This window comes from Sulfidibacter corallicola (assembly GCF_017498545.1).
In the GTDB taxonomy this organism is placed as follows: Bacteria; Acidobacteriota; Holophagae; order Acanthopleuribacterales; family Acanthopleuribacteraceae; genus Sulfidibacter; species Sulfidibacter corallicola.
The window spans coordinates 3,906,617-3,924,555 of the sequence record NZ_CP071793.1; the positions used below are offsets into that span (position 1 = coordinate 3,906,617).

11 protein-coding genes are annotated in these 17,939 nt (G+C 57.9%); 5 read left to right on the forward strand and 6 right to left on the reverse strand.

The window, feature by feature from the left end; genetic code table 11:
* Positions 1–115: 115 nt before the first annotated feature.
* On the forward strand, positions 116–769 hold the full coding sequence (locus J3U87_RS11450; protein ID WP_237383171.1) for a lipase family protein: 654 nt from the start codon (positions 116–118) through the stop codon (positions 767–769).
* 49 nt (positions 770–818) lie between these two features.
* Here the strand turns inward: J3U87_RS11450 and J3U87_RS11455 are convergent, their stop codons facing one another.
* A complete protein-coding gene (locus tag J3U87_RS11455) occupies positions 819–5,132 on the reverse strand; it encodes a DUF6079 family protein (RefSeq protein ID WP_237383172.1) in 4,314 nt (1,437 codons plus the stop codon).
* 41 nt (positions 5,133–5,173) lie between these two features.
* Between J3U87_RS11455 and J3U87_RS11460 the strand changes: the two genes are divergently transcribed.
* Entirely contained in the window at positions 5,174–6,136 is a 963-nt protein-coding gene (locus tag J3U87_RS11460) for a tetratricopeptide repeat protein (protein ID WP_237383173.1), read from the forward strand.
* A gap of 137 nt (positions 6,137–6,273) precedes the next feature.
* Positions 6,274–7,629: a sigma-54-dependent transcriptional regulator gene (locus J3U87_RS11465; protein ID WP_237383174.1), complete on the forward strand. Its 1,356-nt coding sequence runs from the start codon at positions 6,274–6,276 to the stop codon at positions 7,627–7,629.
* Positions 7,630–7,664: 35 nt separating this feature from the next.
* Here the strand turns inward: J3U87_RS11465 and J3U87_RS11470 are convergent, their stop codons facing one another.
* Positions 7,665–8,249, reverse strand: a complete 585-nt coding sequence (locus J3U87_RS11470; protein ID WP_237383175.1) for a hypothetical protein — start codon at positions 8,247–8,249, stop codon at positions 7,665–7,667.
* 743 nt (positions 8,250–8,992) lie between these two features.
* Positions 8,993–11,710 carry a COG1361 family protein gene (locus J3U87_RS11475; RefSeq protein ID WP_237383176.1) on the reverse strand — a complete coding sequence of 906 codons (2,718 nt, stop codon included), beginning with the start codon at positions 11,708–11,710 and terminating at the stop codon, positions 8,993–8,995.
* A gap of 689 nt (positions 11,711–12,399) precedes the next feature.
* Between J3U87_RS11475 and rpsO the strand changes: the two genes are divergently transcribed.
* Entirely contained in the window at positions 12,400–12,666 is a 267-nt protein-coding gene (rpsO, locus tag J3U87_RS11480; RefSeq protein WP_237383177.1) for a 30S ribosomal protein S15, read from the forward strand.
* 148 nt (positions 12,667–12,814) lie between these two features.
* Positions 12,815–14,896, forward strand: a complete 2,082-nt coding sequence (gene pnp / locus J3U87_RS11485; protein WP_237384495.1) for a polyribonucleotide nucleotidyltransferase — start codon at positions 12,815–12,817, stop codon at positions 14,894–14,896.
* A gap of 217 nt (positions 14,897–15,113) precedes the next feature.
* Here pnp and J3U87_RS11490 read toward each other — a convergent pair whose 3' ends face one another.
* From J3U87_RS11490 to J3U87_RS11500, 3 genes are all read right to left on the reverse strand, one after another.
* Positions 15,114–15,482, reverse strand: a complete 369-nt coding sequence (locus tag J3U87_RS11490) for an STAS domain-containing protein (protein WP_237383178.1) — start codon at positions 15,480–15,482, stop codon at positions 15,114–15,116.
* 63 nt (positions 15,483–15,545) lie between these two features.
* Positions 15,546–16,778 (reverse strand): TIGR04552 family protein, encoded by a 1,233-nt coding sequence (locus J3U87_RS11495; RefSeq protein ID WP_237383179.1) that lies wholly within the window; start codon positions 16,776–16,778, stop codon positions 15,546–15,548.
* A gap of 250 nt (positions 16,779–17,028) precedes the next feature.
* The gene (locus J3U87_RS11500) at positions 17,029–17,841 is read right to left on the reverse strand and encodes a DUF3014 domain-containing protein (RefSeq protein ID WP_237383180.1); all 813 of its coding nucleotides are present in this window, start codon (positions 17,839–17,841) and stop codon (positions 17,029–17,031) included.
* Positions 17,842–17,939 lie beyond the last annotated feature (98 nt).

A 17,939-nucleotide genomic window follows, 5' to 3' on the forward strand; every position in this document is an offset into this window, starting at 1 on the left:
GCACAGCTCTACCCGAGCTCCGATCATTGATTAATTGTTAGAAATGTGTGAGAATTCTCGTTCTATCGTCTCATCTTATTCGAGGAAGTTCGGTTTCGACGGGAGACTCCGGGGCATGACAGGTGCGGTCAAAGACCCAAACAAGGTGAAAAACGACGTCGTGCTGCTGCACGGCATTCACACGACCGGCCAATACAATACCGGCAAGTTCGCCCGCCCCCTGAAACGCGCGGGATTCCGGATTCAGGACTTCAAACAGCCAGTGACGCTGCTACACCACACCTGGCTGAACTCCGAACGCGACCAGGCCCAGACGGATGCCCTCACCAAAGCGACCGAACACACAAGGCCCAACCTGATCGCCCACAGTAACGGTGCACGACTGGCTGCCATGGCCATGGACCGGGGCGCCAAGTTCGACACGATTCTGTTCCTCGCACCGGCCTGGTGCTCCAAGAAGGGCTATCCCGAACAGGCTTTCAACAGGATGTATGTGGTTCACTCCTCCGCGGACATCGCGTTGTGGTTGGGCGGCATGATTCCGCGCCACGATTTCGGCTGGTTGGGCATCAAGGGCTACCGCGGCAAGCCCGATCGGCGGATCACCAACATCCACGCCTCACCGACTTCGCACATGGGTTATTTTGCGCCGGGCCACTTCCAGCGCTGGTCGCGCTTCGCGATCAAGGCATTCGAGCACCGGCTGCCCTCGCCGGAACCGGCTTCCAGCCACGTCCTGCTGGGTGAGTTCATGGCCTCGACCCGCTGAGTCGGACTAACCGGCTCGCATTTTTTCCGGTGGAAAGGCACCGTGTCCATCACTTTCGCGGCGTGTAGCGCAACAGCGGCACGAGTCGTTCGAGCGTACTGTCGCCGCCGTGCTCCAGCCGGCTATCGTCCTCGTCGAATCGGAATCCGTGGTCGGCGAACACCAAAACGGGCCGGGTCCGATCCAGTTTTTCCCGCAATCCGGTCCAGGCGATCTTGAGCTCGGCGACGACGCGAGCCTCCAAATCGCGAAAATCACCGGAGAACTCGTGTACCAGGTGATCGACGAAATCGCGCTTGATGAACCCCCGGCCAGGATCGAGGTCGGCCAGAAGTTGATAGAAGGCGTCGGTCGTCGTCGACGGCGAAACGGTGGCGAACAGCGTCTTATCGTATTGCCAATGAGACAAACCGTCATCCAGACTCGCTTTCACACCCGGCAACAGCGCCACCCCCAAGCAGTCCAGCACCAGCCATTGATCCTCGGCATGGGTCGGCAACACCTCGGCCAGCTCCGGCGGTTGCGGCTCGAGTCGGATTTCGGCGAACCTGGCCATCAGGGTGCGCCAGCGCGAGCCGGCAATTCGCGAGAAGCGACGATTGGCCCGGAACAGGGCGGCCGACCAATGGGCATAGTCTTCCGGGTCTTCCACTTCCGGAAACGCGGAACAGGCCGCGAGCGCGGCGAGCAGGGCCGGCTCGCCGTCGGCTTGCACGCCGTCGAAAGCGGGGGCGGGAACCAATCCATCCAACACCAGCGCCAACACCCGGTTTTCCGCCTTCTCGCCCAAATCCAACGACGTCAGCTTTTTGAGCGTTTTGGCGCGAATCCATTCGGGCCGAATCCACTCGGAAAACCCGTCCCGCTCTTCTGGGGAAAAGCCGGGAGGCAGGGGGCGTCCGTTGGTCAGGGCCATTTCCAGGCACCAGCGCACCATTTCATCGCGCCCCCGTTCCGTGGACGGCGCTTCGAACGTCACGCGCGGGCCGAAGTGGGCCAGGGCTGCATCCAGGGCTTTCAAAAGCTTGTGACGTTCCCAGACCCGTTCCTGGAGTATCGCGGTCACTTCTTGTAACGGAACCTCGCGACTGAGTTGCAATCCGCCGAGGAACTGGTCGAACAGGGAAAGATCGCCAATTTCGGGGAAGGCCGAATCGTGGTCGAGGTAGGCGCGCGTCGTCGGATGGTCTTCGATCCCGCGATCCAACCAGGCCGCCACCTGACGGCGCACCTCTTCTTGGGCGAAGAAGTCGGCCAGCCGGTTTTCGATGCGCTCCTTCAGGGTTTGAAACATCGCGAACGATTCTTCGGCGGGCACGGAGACGCCATCGAAACCGCAAGCGCACACCGCCTGGAAGTCCAAATTGCTCAGGGACCGGCATACCTGCGTGGGAATTCGGGCCCGCAGCCGCTCCAACTCCTGGACATCGGCCTCGAGATCCAAATGGCGGCTATGGGCCAACTCCGGTGCCTTCCAATCCAGGGTGAGCTTCGCGTTCACATCGCGCCAATAGCGATCGTGTGCCTCGCGATAAACGGTTTTGTATTGCTCGTGAAGGGTTCCCGCGGATCGAATCCATTCTTCCAGGGCATCCGGCTCGTCCAGACCGGGCGGGTCGCCGATCGCGCTCCGCGCCTGCACCAGTTCCGCCTTTTCCAGAATCGCCTCGCTCGAATTGCGGACCAGGTGCCGAAACCGGTCGGCCTCCGTCATCAGCCGTTCCAATTTCTGGGGAAGGCCCACCAATTCGTGAAACTCTTCCAAAAAGCGCCTGGGCGAGCTGATTTCAAACAGGAAGTGCTGCACACCCTGAAGCTCGTTTTCCCCTTTCTCCAGGGAAAGCCAGACGCGGGCGTGCTTTTCGAGACGTTCCACCAAGGCTTCGGCGTGTGCTGCATCGCGAAGACGGTTCAGGAATTGGCCGAAAAAATCGCGTTTCTTCTGCCCGAACTTCTGGAGGGCGCGAGCACAACGTCGTTGCGCCAACACATTGGCCTGCTTGGGAGGTGCGATGCCCAGCCCCTCGCAGAGAATTTCCAGGTCGCGAAGTTGGTTGAGATTCAGCGCTTTTCCCGCGACGATGCGCTCGTATTGGCGCGGTGTCGGTAGGGTTTCGAACAGATCGCGATAGGAGGAGCGGCCCCGCAGGATGTCGATCTCACCCTGGATCAGGAACACGATGAGGATCAGGTGAATCTGATCGGGCACCAGCCCGTAGACCGGTGCGGCGAGCGTTTCGTAGACCTGCTTGGTACTGGGCTGGTGCGGCAACAGCGGACGAAGCATCGTCACCAGTTCGTGGCTGTCCAGTTTGGGGGAAACCACGTAACCGCGACCGCGGCGCTCCATCAGTTTCATCGGCACGAGATAGGCCTCGCGCACCAGGCGCAGGTACTCGGGTGCATCGTCGGCTTCCAAATCTCCCTCGCGCAGAAACGCCATCATCTGACGGTAGGCTTCGTGGGAAAGCGGGCCGTGTCCCGGAGCGAATTGCTCGAATCGAGGGAAGCGATGACGAAACACGGCAATGCCCAAACGCGCCAACCATTCGCGAACGGCGTCGCGCGGCGCTTCCTGGGGAACGCCCAGTCGGTGTCCTTTGGGATCCCACAACACCGCCTCGGCGTAGGCGTTTTTGATGAGCGCGGCAAACAGCGAGCGCCGCGAAGCCAGGCGTTCTTCCACCTTCTGGGCCACGGCCTTCGGCAACGGGCGATCGCGTAACTGCAGCAGCGCGGCCAACTCGCGCAGTTCATCGGTGACCTCGAAAGGCTTGGGATCGAGGCGGTGATGGCCGAATCCCTCGGTAGGCGGCCCCCAGGGAATACCGATCTGCAGCGCCATCCCGGGTGCTTTCGCAGCGTTGCCACCCCCCAGATAGACGTGCAGCTCGCGATCGTGGAAACACCAGGGAATGGTGTGCTTCTGCCAACGTTCCCGATCCAGCTTGAACGGGTTGAATCCGTCACTCAGCAGCCCACAAAGAGATTCGAGCAAGGTCCGATCACCCTGGGTCTGGGTGGCCAGGGCTCGACTCACGAGCTGGTCCAGGGTTTCGCGGGCATTTTCGCCCAAGTCGAGGGCGTAGGCCTGATCGATCTTGCGCACGTAGGCACCCTGATCCACCAACGTATCCAACACTTTGGCCAGGACGGTCACGTTTTTTTCCGGATCGATGGTGGAGACCTTGTAGAGCAGCCACCAGGCAGCTTCGCGGGCGGTGAGCACCTCACGCGCCGGGGAAAGGTGGACCAGGACCAGCAATTTCAGCAGACGTTTGGCCAGTGCGATTTGCGCCGGAGTCTCGAACAGCGAATCCAGGTTCTGGCGGTAATAGGGAAAGACCTTCTGCGCAAGCGGTAAAAACTCGGGCTGCACCTCGAACAGGTCCTGAAAGTGATCCACGATGGTTTCCGGACTCAGCAGGCTTCCCCAGGATCGGGTCAAAAACGAGGGCACGTTGCGAGCGGGGTTGCCGCGAAGCTGGTGGATGGTGAAATCGATGATGCCTCTGGCCTGGGAAAAACGATCGCGTACTTCTTCGAGAAATTGGAGTGTCGCGGGATGAAGCGGATAGATGGAGACCAGTTCGGCGTGATCGACGGGACTGTCGGGAAAGGCTTTCTGAAGCTTGCGAGACAGATCGTTCACTTCCGCCTCGTAGCCTTCCTTCTTCACCAGGATCTTCTGCGCGATCAGATCGCGAACGTGGGCCGGACTCAAGATCAATCGTATCGGGTAGCGATCTTTGATCTTGCGGTACAGGTCGAATTCCATTTCGCCGGTGTGTTCGATTTGCTCCTGAAGCGAGGCGAGAATCCACACGGGTTGATCCTGGGTCCATTCGCCTAGAAACTGAAGGAACCGGATGTCCTCGTTGAATTCACCGGGAGAGGGTTTGGAGCGCAGGAACTCCGAGAGTTCGTCGACGATCAGCAGGAGCCCCCCGGGATGGCGGGCCTGAATGTTCGCCCAAACCTGACGCCGATCCAGGGTCGCGGCATGCTCGGTATCGGCGAACCCGACCGCGTCGAGAACGATGGATTCCAGACTGCGATTCGCGCTAAAGTTCAGCAGTGACAGGGGAACGGATACAAGCCCGGGCTCACCGAAATGGCCCGCGGTGATACCACGATGGAAATAGGCCAAAAAGTGAGATTTGCCCGACCCGTAATGCCCGATGAGAAATACACCACAGCCGTTGGGCTGTCGTAACAGGTGCCCGAGAGATTTCAAGTGATTCTGGACATCTTCAGTTATGAAATAGTTTTCCGATATCCAAACTGCGGCCTCGTCCTGCAAATGCTCGAGCCGAACGACCGTCGGCTGTGCGCGAACATCGACCAGCTCACCTATCCGCACGTATCCAATACCTCTTTCTTTCCCCGATTCGGAGGTTTTTCTTGCCCAGCGCACTCTACCGTACCATAAGTCTCAATCTTCGTAAGGCGCTGAGGCAAGGAGAACTGGAGGAAGCGAGCGCCCTCGTGGATCGGCTCAAATCGGAAGACGGCCTGGCTCTGGAAACCCGCGGGCTGGAATTGGAATATATGATTCAGGCCAAGAAGTATCGCGACGCCGACATCCTCGCCGCACAACTGGTGCGCCTCTATCCCAACTCCAGTCGCATTCGCTTTCTGGCCGGGCAACTGGAATACCGGCGCAAGCGCTACGGCAAGGCCGAACAGCATTTTCGCGAAAGCCTGCGCCTGCACAGCAGCCGCCGCGGCAGGCAGTGGCTGGGAAAAACCCTGACCCAGGCCGGTCAATTGGACGAAGCCCTTTCGATCCTCGAACCGCTCGCCGACGATCACGGTGCGGCTCTGACCGACCTGGCCTGGCTCTACGAACGCAAGCAGGAATGGCAACGGGCCATCGACTGCTACCAGCGCATCCTGGAACGCACACCCGACATGACCTTCGCCAAGGAACAGGTCGTCCGACTGAAGGCACGCACCCTCGATCCCGAGGAATTGATGGAAGAAATGGACACGCTGATCGAGTTGGGTGAACCGATTCCCGACAACCTGCTGCCGGCCTACCTGGCCACCCTGTTTCAAGTGGGTCGGGCGAATCAGGCCCGAAACCTCATCGAACGCCTGATCGACGACTTGGCGCCCACGACAGCCCTTCGCATCGCATGGGATTGTTATCGCGCCCAAGTCTACGATCTGGCCTTCGACCTTTTCGCGAAGTGCGCTCCAAGGGAAATTGGGAATTTCAAATTTCTCAACGCATGGGAGCGCACGGCGGACATGACCCAACGCATTCCGCAACTGATTGCCGAGTACGAAAAATTTGCGCCTCAAGAAAAGTCCCTTTTTGGCCGAATTAAGAAACTCAAACGAGGTATGGATGTATCCTGATACTTGAACCCTGCGACTAAACCCCCACTTATCGTTCGTTTGCTACAAATCAGCTTCCGACCCGGGGCAGGTTCGATCCGAAACCCCAAGGTCGCCAACTGCCCAGTCTGGGCGTGGACGCCCCCAAAGGTATATGAATGAGTAAAGCGAGAATCCTAATTATCGAAGATGACGCAGATATCGTCATGATCCTCAGACTCAAACTGGAAAGCGAGGGGTTCGAAGCGATCCACGCCCCCACGGCCGCTCAGGGTCGCGACCTGCTCAAATCCGGCGATATCCAAGTCGTCCTGCTGGACCACAACTTACCGGACCGCAAGGGGGTGGAACTGTTGGAAGACATTTCCAAACACTGGCCCGAACTTCCGGTGGTATTCATGACGGCCTTCAGCAGCGTGCCCCTCGCGGTGCAGGCCATGCGAGTCGGCGCCTTCGACTACCTGACCAAGCCGTTCAACTTGGACGAGGTCCAGGTCGTGATTCACAAGGCACTGGAAGTGCGGGCCCTTCGTCGCGAGGTCAGCCACATTCGCAAACGCAATCGCGACAATTTCGGCTTCGACAAAATCGTCGGGCGCGGCAAACGCATGACGGAGATTCTCGACATCAGCCGCACCGTGGCCGAGAGCGAAGCCTCCACGGTCCTGATCACCGGGGAGAGCGGCTGCGGCAAGAACCTCATCGCCCAGGCCATTCACTACAACAGCCGTCGCGCCAACTGGCCCTTCATGACGATCACCTGCACGGCCCTCCCCGAGCAATTGCTGGAAAGCGAATTGTTCGGGCACGAGAAGGGCGCCTTCACCGACGCGATCGAGCGCAAACGCGGCCTGTTCGAGGTCGGCAACGGCGGCACCATCTTTCTGGACGAAATCGGCGACCTGCCATTGGCGCTTCAGGCCAAACTCTTGGGCGTTCTGGAATCGCGCAGCTTTCGCCGGGTCGGCGGCACCCAGGACATCGCCATCGACGCACGCATCATCGCCGCCACCAATCAGGAACTCCGCGAGAAAATCGAGGACAAATCGTTTCGCGGCGATCTCTATTACCGGATCAACGTCATCCAACTGGAGGTCCCGCCTCTGCGCGACCGTAAGGAGGACATCCCCGATCTGGTCGATTTCTACATCACCCGGTTCAACGAGAACTTCAAGCGAAACGTGAACGGCCTATCCGAGGAGGCCCAACACACCTTCATGACCTACAGTTGGCCAGGCAATATCCGCGAGCTGCGCAACCTGATCGAGCGCGCCATGATTCTGGGGAAAGGCGAAATCTTGGAACTCAAGGATTTCCCACGAGAGATTCGCCAGATCGCCTCGCCGGAAGTGGCGCAATCGTTCGCCCTGCCTCCGGAGGGGATCAATCTGGAGGAGGTCGAAAAGGATTTCCTGCGCCAAGCCCTGGATATGACCGGGGGGAACCAGACCCGAGCCGCCCAGCTTCTTCACCTCACCCGCGATCAGATGAGGTATCGCATGAAGAACCTGTAGACGAGGACAGGTCTGCCGGTCCGGGGGAAATCCGGTCAGCTCACGTTGGCGAGCATTTCGGGCAGTTCCAGGTGCTGCTCCTTGGGGGCGCGCGATTTTGCCATTTGGATGAAAAGCGCGTTGTTGATGGTCAGGTAAGGCGTCAATAACGTACTGAAGTAGTTGTGTTTACAGGCCAACATCGCGTTCGCGACGGACAGGAAACCCTTTCCCTTGGTGAGCGAGACTTCGTTGACATCGTCCAGGAACTCCCCTTCGATTTGAAGCCCGGAACGGCAGAAAAACATGAGCCGCTGCTGAGGGTTCACCATTTCGAAGAAGTTCTTTTCGAAGAACGTCTTCTCTTTGGGCGAATCTTCGTAGGCACATTGGATTTCTTCGAGGGAAACGGCGACTTCGTCCGCCTTTTCGGATTCGCTCTCGCCAAAATAGTGAATGCGTGCATCCTGAACCAGGACATGGTTGCGGCCCACCCGTTGGGCTTCGAGAGAAAGATGCGGGAAATTGAGAAGCGCAACCAACCCGAAATGCTTTTTACAGAATCGTTTTTTGATTTTGGGAACATCCACTTTGCCGGAAATCCAGCGATCTTCACACAAAAAATTGGCCTTGATCAACATCGACACAACTCCTTTCCACGGTCTGAAAAACTCCAGAGGAAAAACCCTGACCCAGCCTGTACAGAGTCTTGCTCGAAAGACGGTTATCCACATACAAGAGAAGTGGATGCGATGTTCTCGACAGAAAGCGTAAAAGGGGAAACCCAAAGGTCGAATGAGAGAACATCACATCTCCGATTCCACGAAACAACGAGAACACAAGAGCTTTAGGCGGAGCCCCCATGTGATCGTGGTCACATATAGAGCGAATGCAGTGCCAGTTTGCCAAAATTGGCAAAAAAGCCTGTATCTCTGGGGCAACCTTCTAAAAAGACAGGATTTCCGAGACCGACTCGAAGTTCTCGGGACACGATCAAGGGAAAACGACGAACCATGGGTGGGGCACATGCCCCGAATCGTTTGGGCCATTCCACCCATATCACTCCCGCTTCGATCTCGCGACGACCTCCAGCGAGGAACGGTGGGAAGCCCTTCGAGAAAAAGCCTAAAAGGCCTGAGTAAAGTAAACTTAGCTCTTCACCAAAATACTCGCACCGATAACGGGAGGGCGATAGTCACCCCCGCGCGCACCCTATCGATATATCGCAGTGCGTTAATTTTTCACCTAAAAAAAGATGCCGCCCGGGTTTTTTCCACCTCTTTCGCCAAAAGACCCAGCCCCGAACGGGCGAAAAAAAAGGCCACCCCGATGGGTGGCCTTTTCAGATTCGAGATGTGCTCGGGAACCCTTCCCGAGACCGGCATCAACGGAAGACATCGCAATCCGTGAGCGTGATGTAGTTGACGAAATCGCGCACATCCAGCTCGTCGTCGCGGTTCAGGTCGTTGAGCGGATCCAGGGTCGCATCCCCCCAATCCGTCGACATATCGCCGAGGGTTTCGGGGAGCGTGGCCTCGAGGTCCACATCGATGCGATAGATGCGCCGTACCGGATCTTGGGCGCTGGAGGTGTCCACGGCCTCCACGTAGACGAAGCCCGATTCGGTAATCTGTGAGGACGCGTTGGTCCAAACCGGTTCGTTCGTGGGCGACCCCTCGGCAGGGGTTCCCGCGATCAGCGCATCGAGGTTTTCGTACCAGTAATACTGGTAGTTGCCCTCACCGCTGACGGTAAAGCCGATATCGCGAGCGCAGGCGCCCACGATCACCTTATCGGGAATCACGGCACCGAACTCGTTGTCCGGCGTCGCTTCGATGACGAAATCGAACTCGTCCAATTGCCAGACGCCCTGATCACCGGTCGCTGTTTGCTGGAATGTGAATCGGAATTGGACCTGGTCTTTCGAAAACAGGCCGTCGGGAACGGGCTGGTCGATGGTCTGGCTGGCCGTTTGTGCCATGAAGACGTAGCGGTCGCTGATGATCTTGTCCAGGTTGGTATCGGTGATCTCGAGGAAGGCCCGATCGTTGTAGAAATCGGTGGGATTGTCAGACAGTTCGAGGATCAGGTCGTTCCAAGGAGACCAGGCCTGTCCCTCGTCGCGAATCCGGTATTCGAGAATGCCTCCGGCAACCCAGAACTTCAGGGTCGCCTGGTGCTGCAGGCGAATGCGCATGTTACCCGTGACCGGGTAAGCCGGCGAACGCAGCGTCCAGAAAAAACCGATGATGTCGGTACGGCCGACCCATTTACCGCTGAGGAAACCCCATCCGAGGCCCAGGCTGGGCGAACAATCCTGGATGTCCGGATCGCAGTTGGTTTCGGTGCAATTGGAGTCCTGACAGGGAGAAGGCGTACCGAACAGCTCGCTGGACTCGTAGCTTCCGTCGATGGAATGGGTGGTGTCTTCGATCAGGCAATTGGTGCGGACGGTCAGCGTTCGGCGATGAGAAGTGCGAAAGCTGCCGTTCTGGTAGGCCACATTGACAAAGAACTCCATGTCGGAGCAGGTTTGAGAAGCGTAGAACAACCGATAGAGCAGATCCATGTCCAAGATCTCGCCCGCATTCAGGTTGCCCATGTCGACCTGGTGCGAATCCGCCCGCTGGGCGCCCCGACGGGTGACGACCTCGAGGCCAAAACCCAACTCGGCGTCCAGGGGTGAAACGAGGCCCAGGGTGACGGTGACGTTGTCCAATTGGTCGGCACCGATGTTCTCGAGCGCGAAGGGCACGCTGAGCGTTTCACCGGGATCCAGGAAGTTGTCGGCGGTGGGGTTCTCGGCGTTCAGGAAGGAGCGCCCGGTCAGCCCGGTGTAGTCGATGTCGTGGGTCGGCGAGACAACCGAAACCATGGCATCGGTATCCTCGTGGGTGATGCGCGCCTCGATCACGTACTGGTCCGGTGCACTGTAGGGCACGTTCAACGTGACTTCCAATTCGCGACTGCTCTCGGAACCGCCGTCGACGATGGCCGCGGGAACCAGAGTGGAATCGTTCCGGTAGTACCAGGTGATGCTGTAATCATTGGAAACGCGCGCGTTGTTGGTGGTATCGCGCCACGCCTGGGGCACTTCCAAAACGACTTCTACACGATTCGGCTCGGGAAAATCGGTGCTGGCGATCCGGAAATCGGCGGAAGCGGGACGGGCACCGAAGGCACTGCTCTGGGAACAGGTGTTGGGCGTGACCAGATAGAGGGCGGCGTAACGGAAATTGACCCGGGTGTTGTCACGCGTAACCTCGAGCAGATGATTCGTATGGGACCCAATCAAATTGCGAACGGTAGAGGATTCCACCTCGGCATCGGTGATGTCGAAGAAGTTGAAGGATTCGGTGTCGCAGTCCACCTGGTTGAACAACCCGGTGCCCCCGAGCGCAAACTGCTCGAAAGGCAGGCCGTCGAGGTCGATGATCGGCGTGGCCGGATCGATATTCTCCATGTTCCCCAGCATGAGGTTGGACCAAAGCCGGTAGGCCTTGCGGTGCGCGATGGGGTATTCGAACTCGTCCAGACCCTGACGCCAGTCCAAAGTGCCACCGCCGGGCAGGTTGTTGATGTTGAGGTTCCAGTCGACCCCTAAAAAGATGCGGTTTTCGAGATTGGCCACGTCGGCGCTGCTGAACCCACGATCGATCACGTTGATGTCGAAAAAACTCTGGGCGAAGAGCGAGCACTCGGCGGGATTGGTTTCGGAGATGACGTCGAGCACCTGAAAACCGTCGGTAATCGCGTTGTCGAACAGTAGCCGGTTGGCGGAATCGGTCGCCGGCACCGGGTCGTCGGCCCCCGCGAAGGTGAACGAAAGTGAAAAACGTCGACAGTCGACGGGCAGATTCGGCTCGCTGTCACTGGGACAGACGACGCCGTTGTCGTACATGTGAATGTTGAATACGAAATCTTCTTCATTGCCCGAGAGCCAGGTGGATACGGGACCGGCCACGGGGTTGGGAAAATTCCGGCCCAGGTACGTCACGTTGTAGACACTGGTGCCGCCGAACTGGGCGCACTCGGGTGGTGTCAAGACGGGCAACACATTCTGTATCGACGTGGAACCCGTATAGCGAACGCGGTAAGCCACGGTGACGGAACCATCTACCTCTGTGAAACTATCGACATCGGTAAGCTGTTGACTGACCGAAAATGATTGTGCGGCTGCAGGTAACGCACTGAAAACGGCGCACCACACCAGGAAACTGAAAAGCAAACTCGGGCGAAGGTAGTGTGCCCACAGAATTCGGTTGCTTTTACTCAACGGCTGCCCCCCTCGGGTATGAAAATTGACTAGTGACCATCCAAGATCGACGGTGTTCGACGTGCCGCTTGGATCGATTGGCCGCCCCATGCCTCGTGGAAACGGACATGGGATCAGGTGCCAGCTAGGTAGCTATGAATCATCGCTTTACTGAAACCTGACTGCCGAGACCTGAAACCGTGTCTCGCCAGCCGGCGCGCCCGGGGAGTTGAAGATCGACTCGTTCCTGAAGACGCAGACTCGCGAGGAACAAAAGACAGAATGGATCGTCTTATCTCGGCTCAGAGCTCGAACATTCGACACAATGTAGCAATTCAGAAGCCAAAACCCGCCACACGCTACTATTGCGATTGTATGATGAAATCGCGGCCTTTGTCTAACGCTTCAAAACGCCAACACGCATTTTCACGCGGTCTTCGTTTGCATTGCCAAAACGACTTTGCTAGAATCGATGGGCTTGTCGCTCATCAGCACATGGGAGGCAACCCAACAATTGGCTAGGAGAACCTAAGACATTGATCGACAAAGAGCAAAGAACGAAGACTATTGATGAATACCGCACCCATGCCAAAGACACTGGCTCTCCCGAGGTGCAGGTGGCGCTGTTGACCGCGCGTATCAACTCCCTTACCGAACATTTCAAGGCGCACAAAAAAGATCACCACTCCCGCCGCGGCCTGTTGAAAATGGTCGGCCGCCGCAAGCGCCTTCTGGAGTACCTGAAGCAAAAAGACCAGAGCCGCTACACCAACTTGATCGGCCGCCTCGGCCTGCGGAAGTAATCGAAACCCCGTCAAAGGAAGCCCCGCATCAGACACAATTGTTTGAAGGGGCTTTTTGTGTTTATGATCGTGGGGTTCGGTTGGGGTTGGCGACATTGGTCCCCCATCACCATTTTGACGAAGACACAGGAGCAGTAATTTGAAAATTGTGAAAGAATCCATGCAGCTAGGCGGCGCCGAGTTCAGTATCGAAACGGGCAAGCTGGCCAAACAGGCCCACGGCTCCGTTGTCGTCCGCCACGGTGACAGCATGGTCTTAGTTGCCTGCTGCGGTACACAGGAATGGGAACCGGACCGGCCTTTCTTTCCCCTGACCGTCGACTACCGCGAAAGTTACTACGCCGCGGGCCGTTTTCCCGGCGGCTTCTACAAGCGCGAGGGACGCGCCAGCACCAAGGAAACGCTGGTCTGCCGTTTGATCGACCGCCCCATGCGCCCCATGTTTACCGAAGGTTACCTCGGTGAGACGCAGATCGCCGCCAACGTGATTTCTTCCGACGGCGTGCACGAGGCCGATGTCCTCGCCATGGTCGGCGCCACCGCCGCAGCCTACCTCTCTCCGGTCCCCTTTCCGCAACCGCTGGCTTCGGTTCGCGTCGGTCTCGTCGACGACGAACTGGTCGTCAACCCCACCGCCGAACAACGCGAGAAGAGCCTGCTCGACCTGGTCGTGGCCGGTACCAAAGATGCGATCGCCATGGTCGAAGCCGGCGCTGAATTCGTGGACGAAGCGAAGATACAGGAAGCGCTGGAGTTCGGTCACGAGCACATCAAGACCATCATCGAGATGATCGAGCGCATGAAAGCTCAGATGGAAATCGTGAAGTGGGAAGTGCCCGAGAAGGAAATCGACACCGACTTCTACAACGAATTGAAGGAACGCTTCAGCGCCGACATGATGGCGGCGATGACCACCAAAGGCAAACACGCCGGCGACGCGGCCTTGAAGGAAGTCAAGAAGCAGGTTCTCGCAGCCTATGAGGGCGACACCGAGGAAGCTGCCGAAAAGGTGGAACTGGCTTCCAAGTACTTCGGCAAGATCAAGGAAGAGATATTCCGCAACTACCTGCTGGTCGAGCGCAAGCGCACCGACGGACGCGCCTTCGACGAAGTTCGCCCCATCTGGAGCGAAGTGGGCTATCTCCCCAGCGTGCACGGCAGCGCGATTTTCACGCGTGGCGAAACCCAGGCACTGGTTTCGCTGACCATGGGCTCCAAGAGTGACGCCCAGATTCTGGACGGCCTGCACACCGAATCCAAAAAGAATTTCATGTTGCACTACAACTTCCCGCCCTTCAGCGTCGGCGAGTGTCGCCCGATGCGCGGCCCCGGCCGTCGCGAAATCGGCCACGGCATGCTGGCCGAGCGCGCGCTGGAACCGGTTCTGCCCGGCGGTGAGGACTTCCCCTACACCATCCGTCTGGTTTCGGAAATCATCGAGTCCAACGGTTCGAGCTCGATGGCTTCGGTTTGCGGTGGCTGCTTGGCCATGCAGGATGCCGGCATCCCCCTCAAGGCACCGGTCGCCGGCGTGGCGATGGGCCTCGTCAAGGAAGGCGATACCTACGCCGTCCTGACCGACATCCAAGGCGCCGAAGACCACTACGGTGACATGGACTTCAAGGTGACCGGCACCAAAGACGGCATCACCGCACTGCAGATGGACATCAAGGTCAAGGGTCTCACCAAGGAGATCATGGCCGAAGCGTTGGCCCAGGCCAAAAAGGGTCGCCTCGAGATCCTCGAAAAGATGGCCGAAACCCTGCAAGCGCCGCGTGACCACTATCCCGAACACGCACCGCAGATCGTCACCCTGCAGATTCCGATCGACAAGATTCGCGACGTCATCGGTGTCGGCGGCAAGGTGATCCGCGGCATCATCGAAAAAACCGGCGTCAAGATCGACATCGAAGACGACGGCAAATGCGTGATCTTCTCGCCCAACGCCGCCGGCCTCAACGCCGCGCGCAAAATGGTGGAAGAACTGATCGCCGTTCCCGAGGAAGGCAAGACCTACCGCGGCAAGGTGAAACGCATCGTCGATTTCGGCGCCTTCGTCGAAATCCTGCCCAACACCGAAGGCCTGCTCCACATTTCCGAAATCGCCAACTACCGCGTGCGCGCGGTGACCGACGAGATCCAGGAAGGTGAAGAGGTCATGGTGAAGGTCATCTCGCTGGAGAACAACGGCCGCATTCGCCTGAGCCGCAAGGCATTGCTCGAAGGCTGAGCCGGGTCCTTCACGAATGGTAAAAGCCGACCCCGAGGGTCGGCTTTTTTTGTGCCCGAACGCATCTCGACGCGAACAGGTATTGGCAATCAGCGATCGGATTACCTTCGATTACCCAGGACAAGATATCTTGCCGAGACGCGACATCCGTGGGCCGATACCGCGCGGCCGAACACACTGGGCCGCTTCGACCTTTCCGTTCCCGAATGCGCCCTAACTACTCGGAGGACTCGGGAGCGAGCAAGGCACGCCCCGCCTCGACCGCCTCATCCAGCGTCCGGCGAATCTCGAAATACTGGTGCAGGTTGGTTTGCTCGAACAATTGATAACTGTCGCGTCTCAACCCGGACAGCAACAAATGCCCGCGACGTTTGCCGATGGCGTTCTTGGTGGCGACCAGCAGGCTAATGACCGAGGAGTCCAACGCCGGCACGCCACTCAAATCGACGATCAGACAGCCGGGATTCTCCTCGACGATACATTCCCAAAAGGCCTTGCGCATCACCGCGGTTTCCTCCAGGCCGACCCGACCCTGTAAAAAAAAGATGGCCGCCTCGTCACGCCTGGTTTTTTCATATTTGAACATAGTCATCCCTCGATGTGATTACACCGCGAACGCCCTGGAAAAGCTACCACTCGATGCTTCGAATCATCGAGTCGCGGTCTCGGGCATCAGCTCCCGCCGTTCCTGAAGATAACGCATCAGCCGGGGACCCAGCACACGCCGCCGTGCCGTTTGGATCTGGCGACGCTTGTAGGCATCGTGACTGGCGGGTCCGGAAATCGACGCCTCGTAGGAGTGCCGATCCATGAGCTGAATTTCGTAATCGAAATAGAAGGCCAGCTCTTTCTCGATGTACCCGATGTCCCCCAATCCACGCGACCCGTCGATCATCTCACCCGCCACTCTCTTCAGCGCCTCCATCTGCTGATACAGCGGATTGGGCACGCGGACCATCTTGCGAACCGTCACCTGGATCGATTGATAGTGAATCGAGGAGTGCGGGTTGTCCTTGTGCGGACCGGTCTCGAACAGGAGCTCCATTTCCTCGTCCATCTTGCGGAAGACTTCGAGTGGATAGTCGCCGGAGCGTTCCAGCAGGGGTCGGAACCGATTGAACACCCGTTTGGCATGACTCAGATCGAGCAGGTTGTTCTTGCTGCGAAACGGCTTCACGTTGGTCACGGAAATCTGATGGCTCTTGTACAACAACTTGAGCGCGAACAGCGCCTCGGTTTTGGTGTTGAACACCAGCCTCATGCCCAGGTGATCGTAGATGTCGGAAGCCACGTAACTGGGCTTTTGCAGCAGTTTCAACAGAATGCTCGTGCGCCCCTTGTTGCGCTTGCGCTGGAAATCGTGAAGCGGCAGGCTCATGCGACCGTCGGTCAAAAAATGTTTGGTTCCGTCGTGTTCGATCAGGCGATCCCAGGCATCGAAAATCTGCCCCCGAATGGTATCGAAATATTTCAATTTGAAATCGTGATCGATGTGGAAGATCCCATGCATGACCTTCAACACGGCACAGGACCACTGTTGTCGGGCGTTCGACTTGTTCAGGTAGTTGGAGGAGAACACCAACAGGTCCAGGAAACTCTCGGGTTCGCGCACTTCGATGGGAAAGAGCTCGCGCTCGTCCTCTTCGAGAAAATATTTATCGATAAACTCGATGGCCTCGCGATGCGCGCGGGCGATTTCCTGGACGGCGGCCGGGTCGCGGGTGTTGAACCCGTATTCACGAGCGAATTGCTCGGCCTCCGCCCGTGTTCGAATCGCCAAACTGCCCATATCGATCGCAGAAACGCCAGTCACGATGGCGTTGAGTTGCGACCAATTGATGGAAATTTTATTGTTCTTGTCTTTGATCCGTTCTTTGATCAATCAATTGCACCTTCATTGAACATAACGCGCCCAGGGAAAAGCCTTCCCGTCGACACGACCTCTTAGGCAGCTCTGCACGATCACGATTCAGGAAAAGAAACAACCCGCGAACGTCAAAAAGAGCCGGCGCTTAAATGATTTTCGAAAACAAAAAAATCCAAAAGGTTAACCATTATACCTCATTTCGCCTCTAATTCGGCGGTTCTTCCCGACCATTACGACATATTTCAATCGGGCCGTTTGGTCTCGATCAGTGGGCGGCGCCCAGTTCCCGCTTGATATCGCGCAGCTTGGCTTGAACGCGTCGCGTGTTTTGCGGGCCCATGCGAATGAAGGCTTTTTCCAGGGGCGTGAGCCCTTCCAGATTGGGATCGGCAAATATAAAGATGCCGCCGCTGCCGATCAACTCGATCGGGCCTTCGGGAACTTGAACGCGAACGATTTGCTCGTAGATGTGGTCGAACTTCTCACCGCGAGCCTGATCTAAATTACCCAGCTCGTTGTAGGCCTCGTCGAAGACCGGCCCCAACTTTTGGTAGTAAGCGGCCAGGGTGTCACTGCTGAGGCTTTCCAATGCCGTGATCATGGGATCGTAGCGAAGGTAGTTGTCGGCGGCCAAATAGGTTTTGCCGTCCTCGCCCTTTTCGATCTTGAACCCGCCTTCCGGTCGCAAAAAATGGAGCTGCTTGCCGGGATTGCGGCTCAGGGACATCAGCTCGACCGCGGTCGACGCTTTGCGAATGAGGTGATCGGCCGCAAGCATGCGATCCACGACCCCGTTCTTCCCGGTGAATTCGGTGCGCAAATACTCGTCGCTCGCGTCCAGGGCGGGAACCGGACCGGGCAGGGTCTCTTCGGCTTGTGTGCCTTCTTCGGTCGGGGTCTCCGGAGCCTCCTCCGTTCGGGAACGGTCCTTGGGTTGCGGGGTCGAGGTTTCTTCCGTTTCGACTCGGGTCTCCTGCATTTCCGGCTCCTCGTTGGATCGCCAGACGTAAAGTCCGCCCAGAACGGCCAGGGCCACGACCAAGATCGCCATCATTCCCTTGAAGGCAGTTGAAGACATACACGGCTCCTTTTCTGATCCCGCCCCGGCGCCATTCTTTCCGTCGCGCGGATCGGCGACAGGGGCGATGGACCGGATTCATTCGGATCACTTGCTTC

Coding starts and splice junctions, on each gene's coding strand:
- J3U87_RS11450 (WP_237383171.1), top strand. CDS start 116: ATGACAGGTGCGGTCAAAGACCCAAACAAGGTGAAAAACGACGTCGTG.
- J3U87_RS11465 (WP_237383174.1), top strand. CDS start 6,274: ATGAGTAAAGCGAGAATCCTAATTATCGAAGATGACGCAGATATCGTC.
- J3U87_RS11470 (WP_237383175.1), bottom strand. CDS start 8,249: ATGTTGATCAAGGCCAATTTTTTGTGTGAAGATCGCTGGATTTCCGGC.
- J3U87_RS11490 (WP_237383178.1), bottom strand. CDS start 15,482: ATGTTCAAATATGAAAAAACCAGGCGTGACGAGGCGGCCATCTTTTTT.
- J3U87_RS11500 (WP_237383180.1), bottom strand. CDS start 17,841: ATGTCTTCAACTGCCTTCAAGGGAATGATGGCGATCTTGGTCGTGGCC.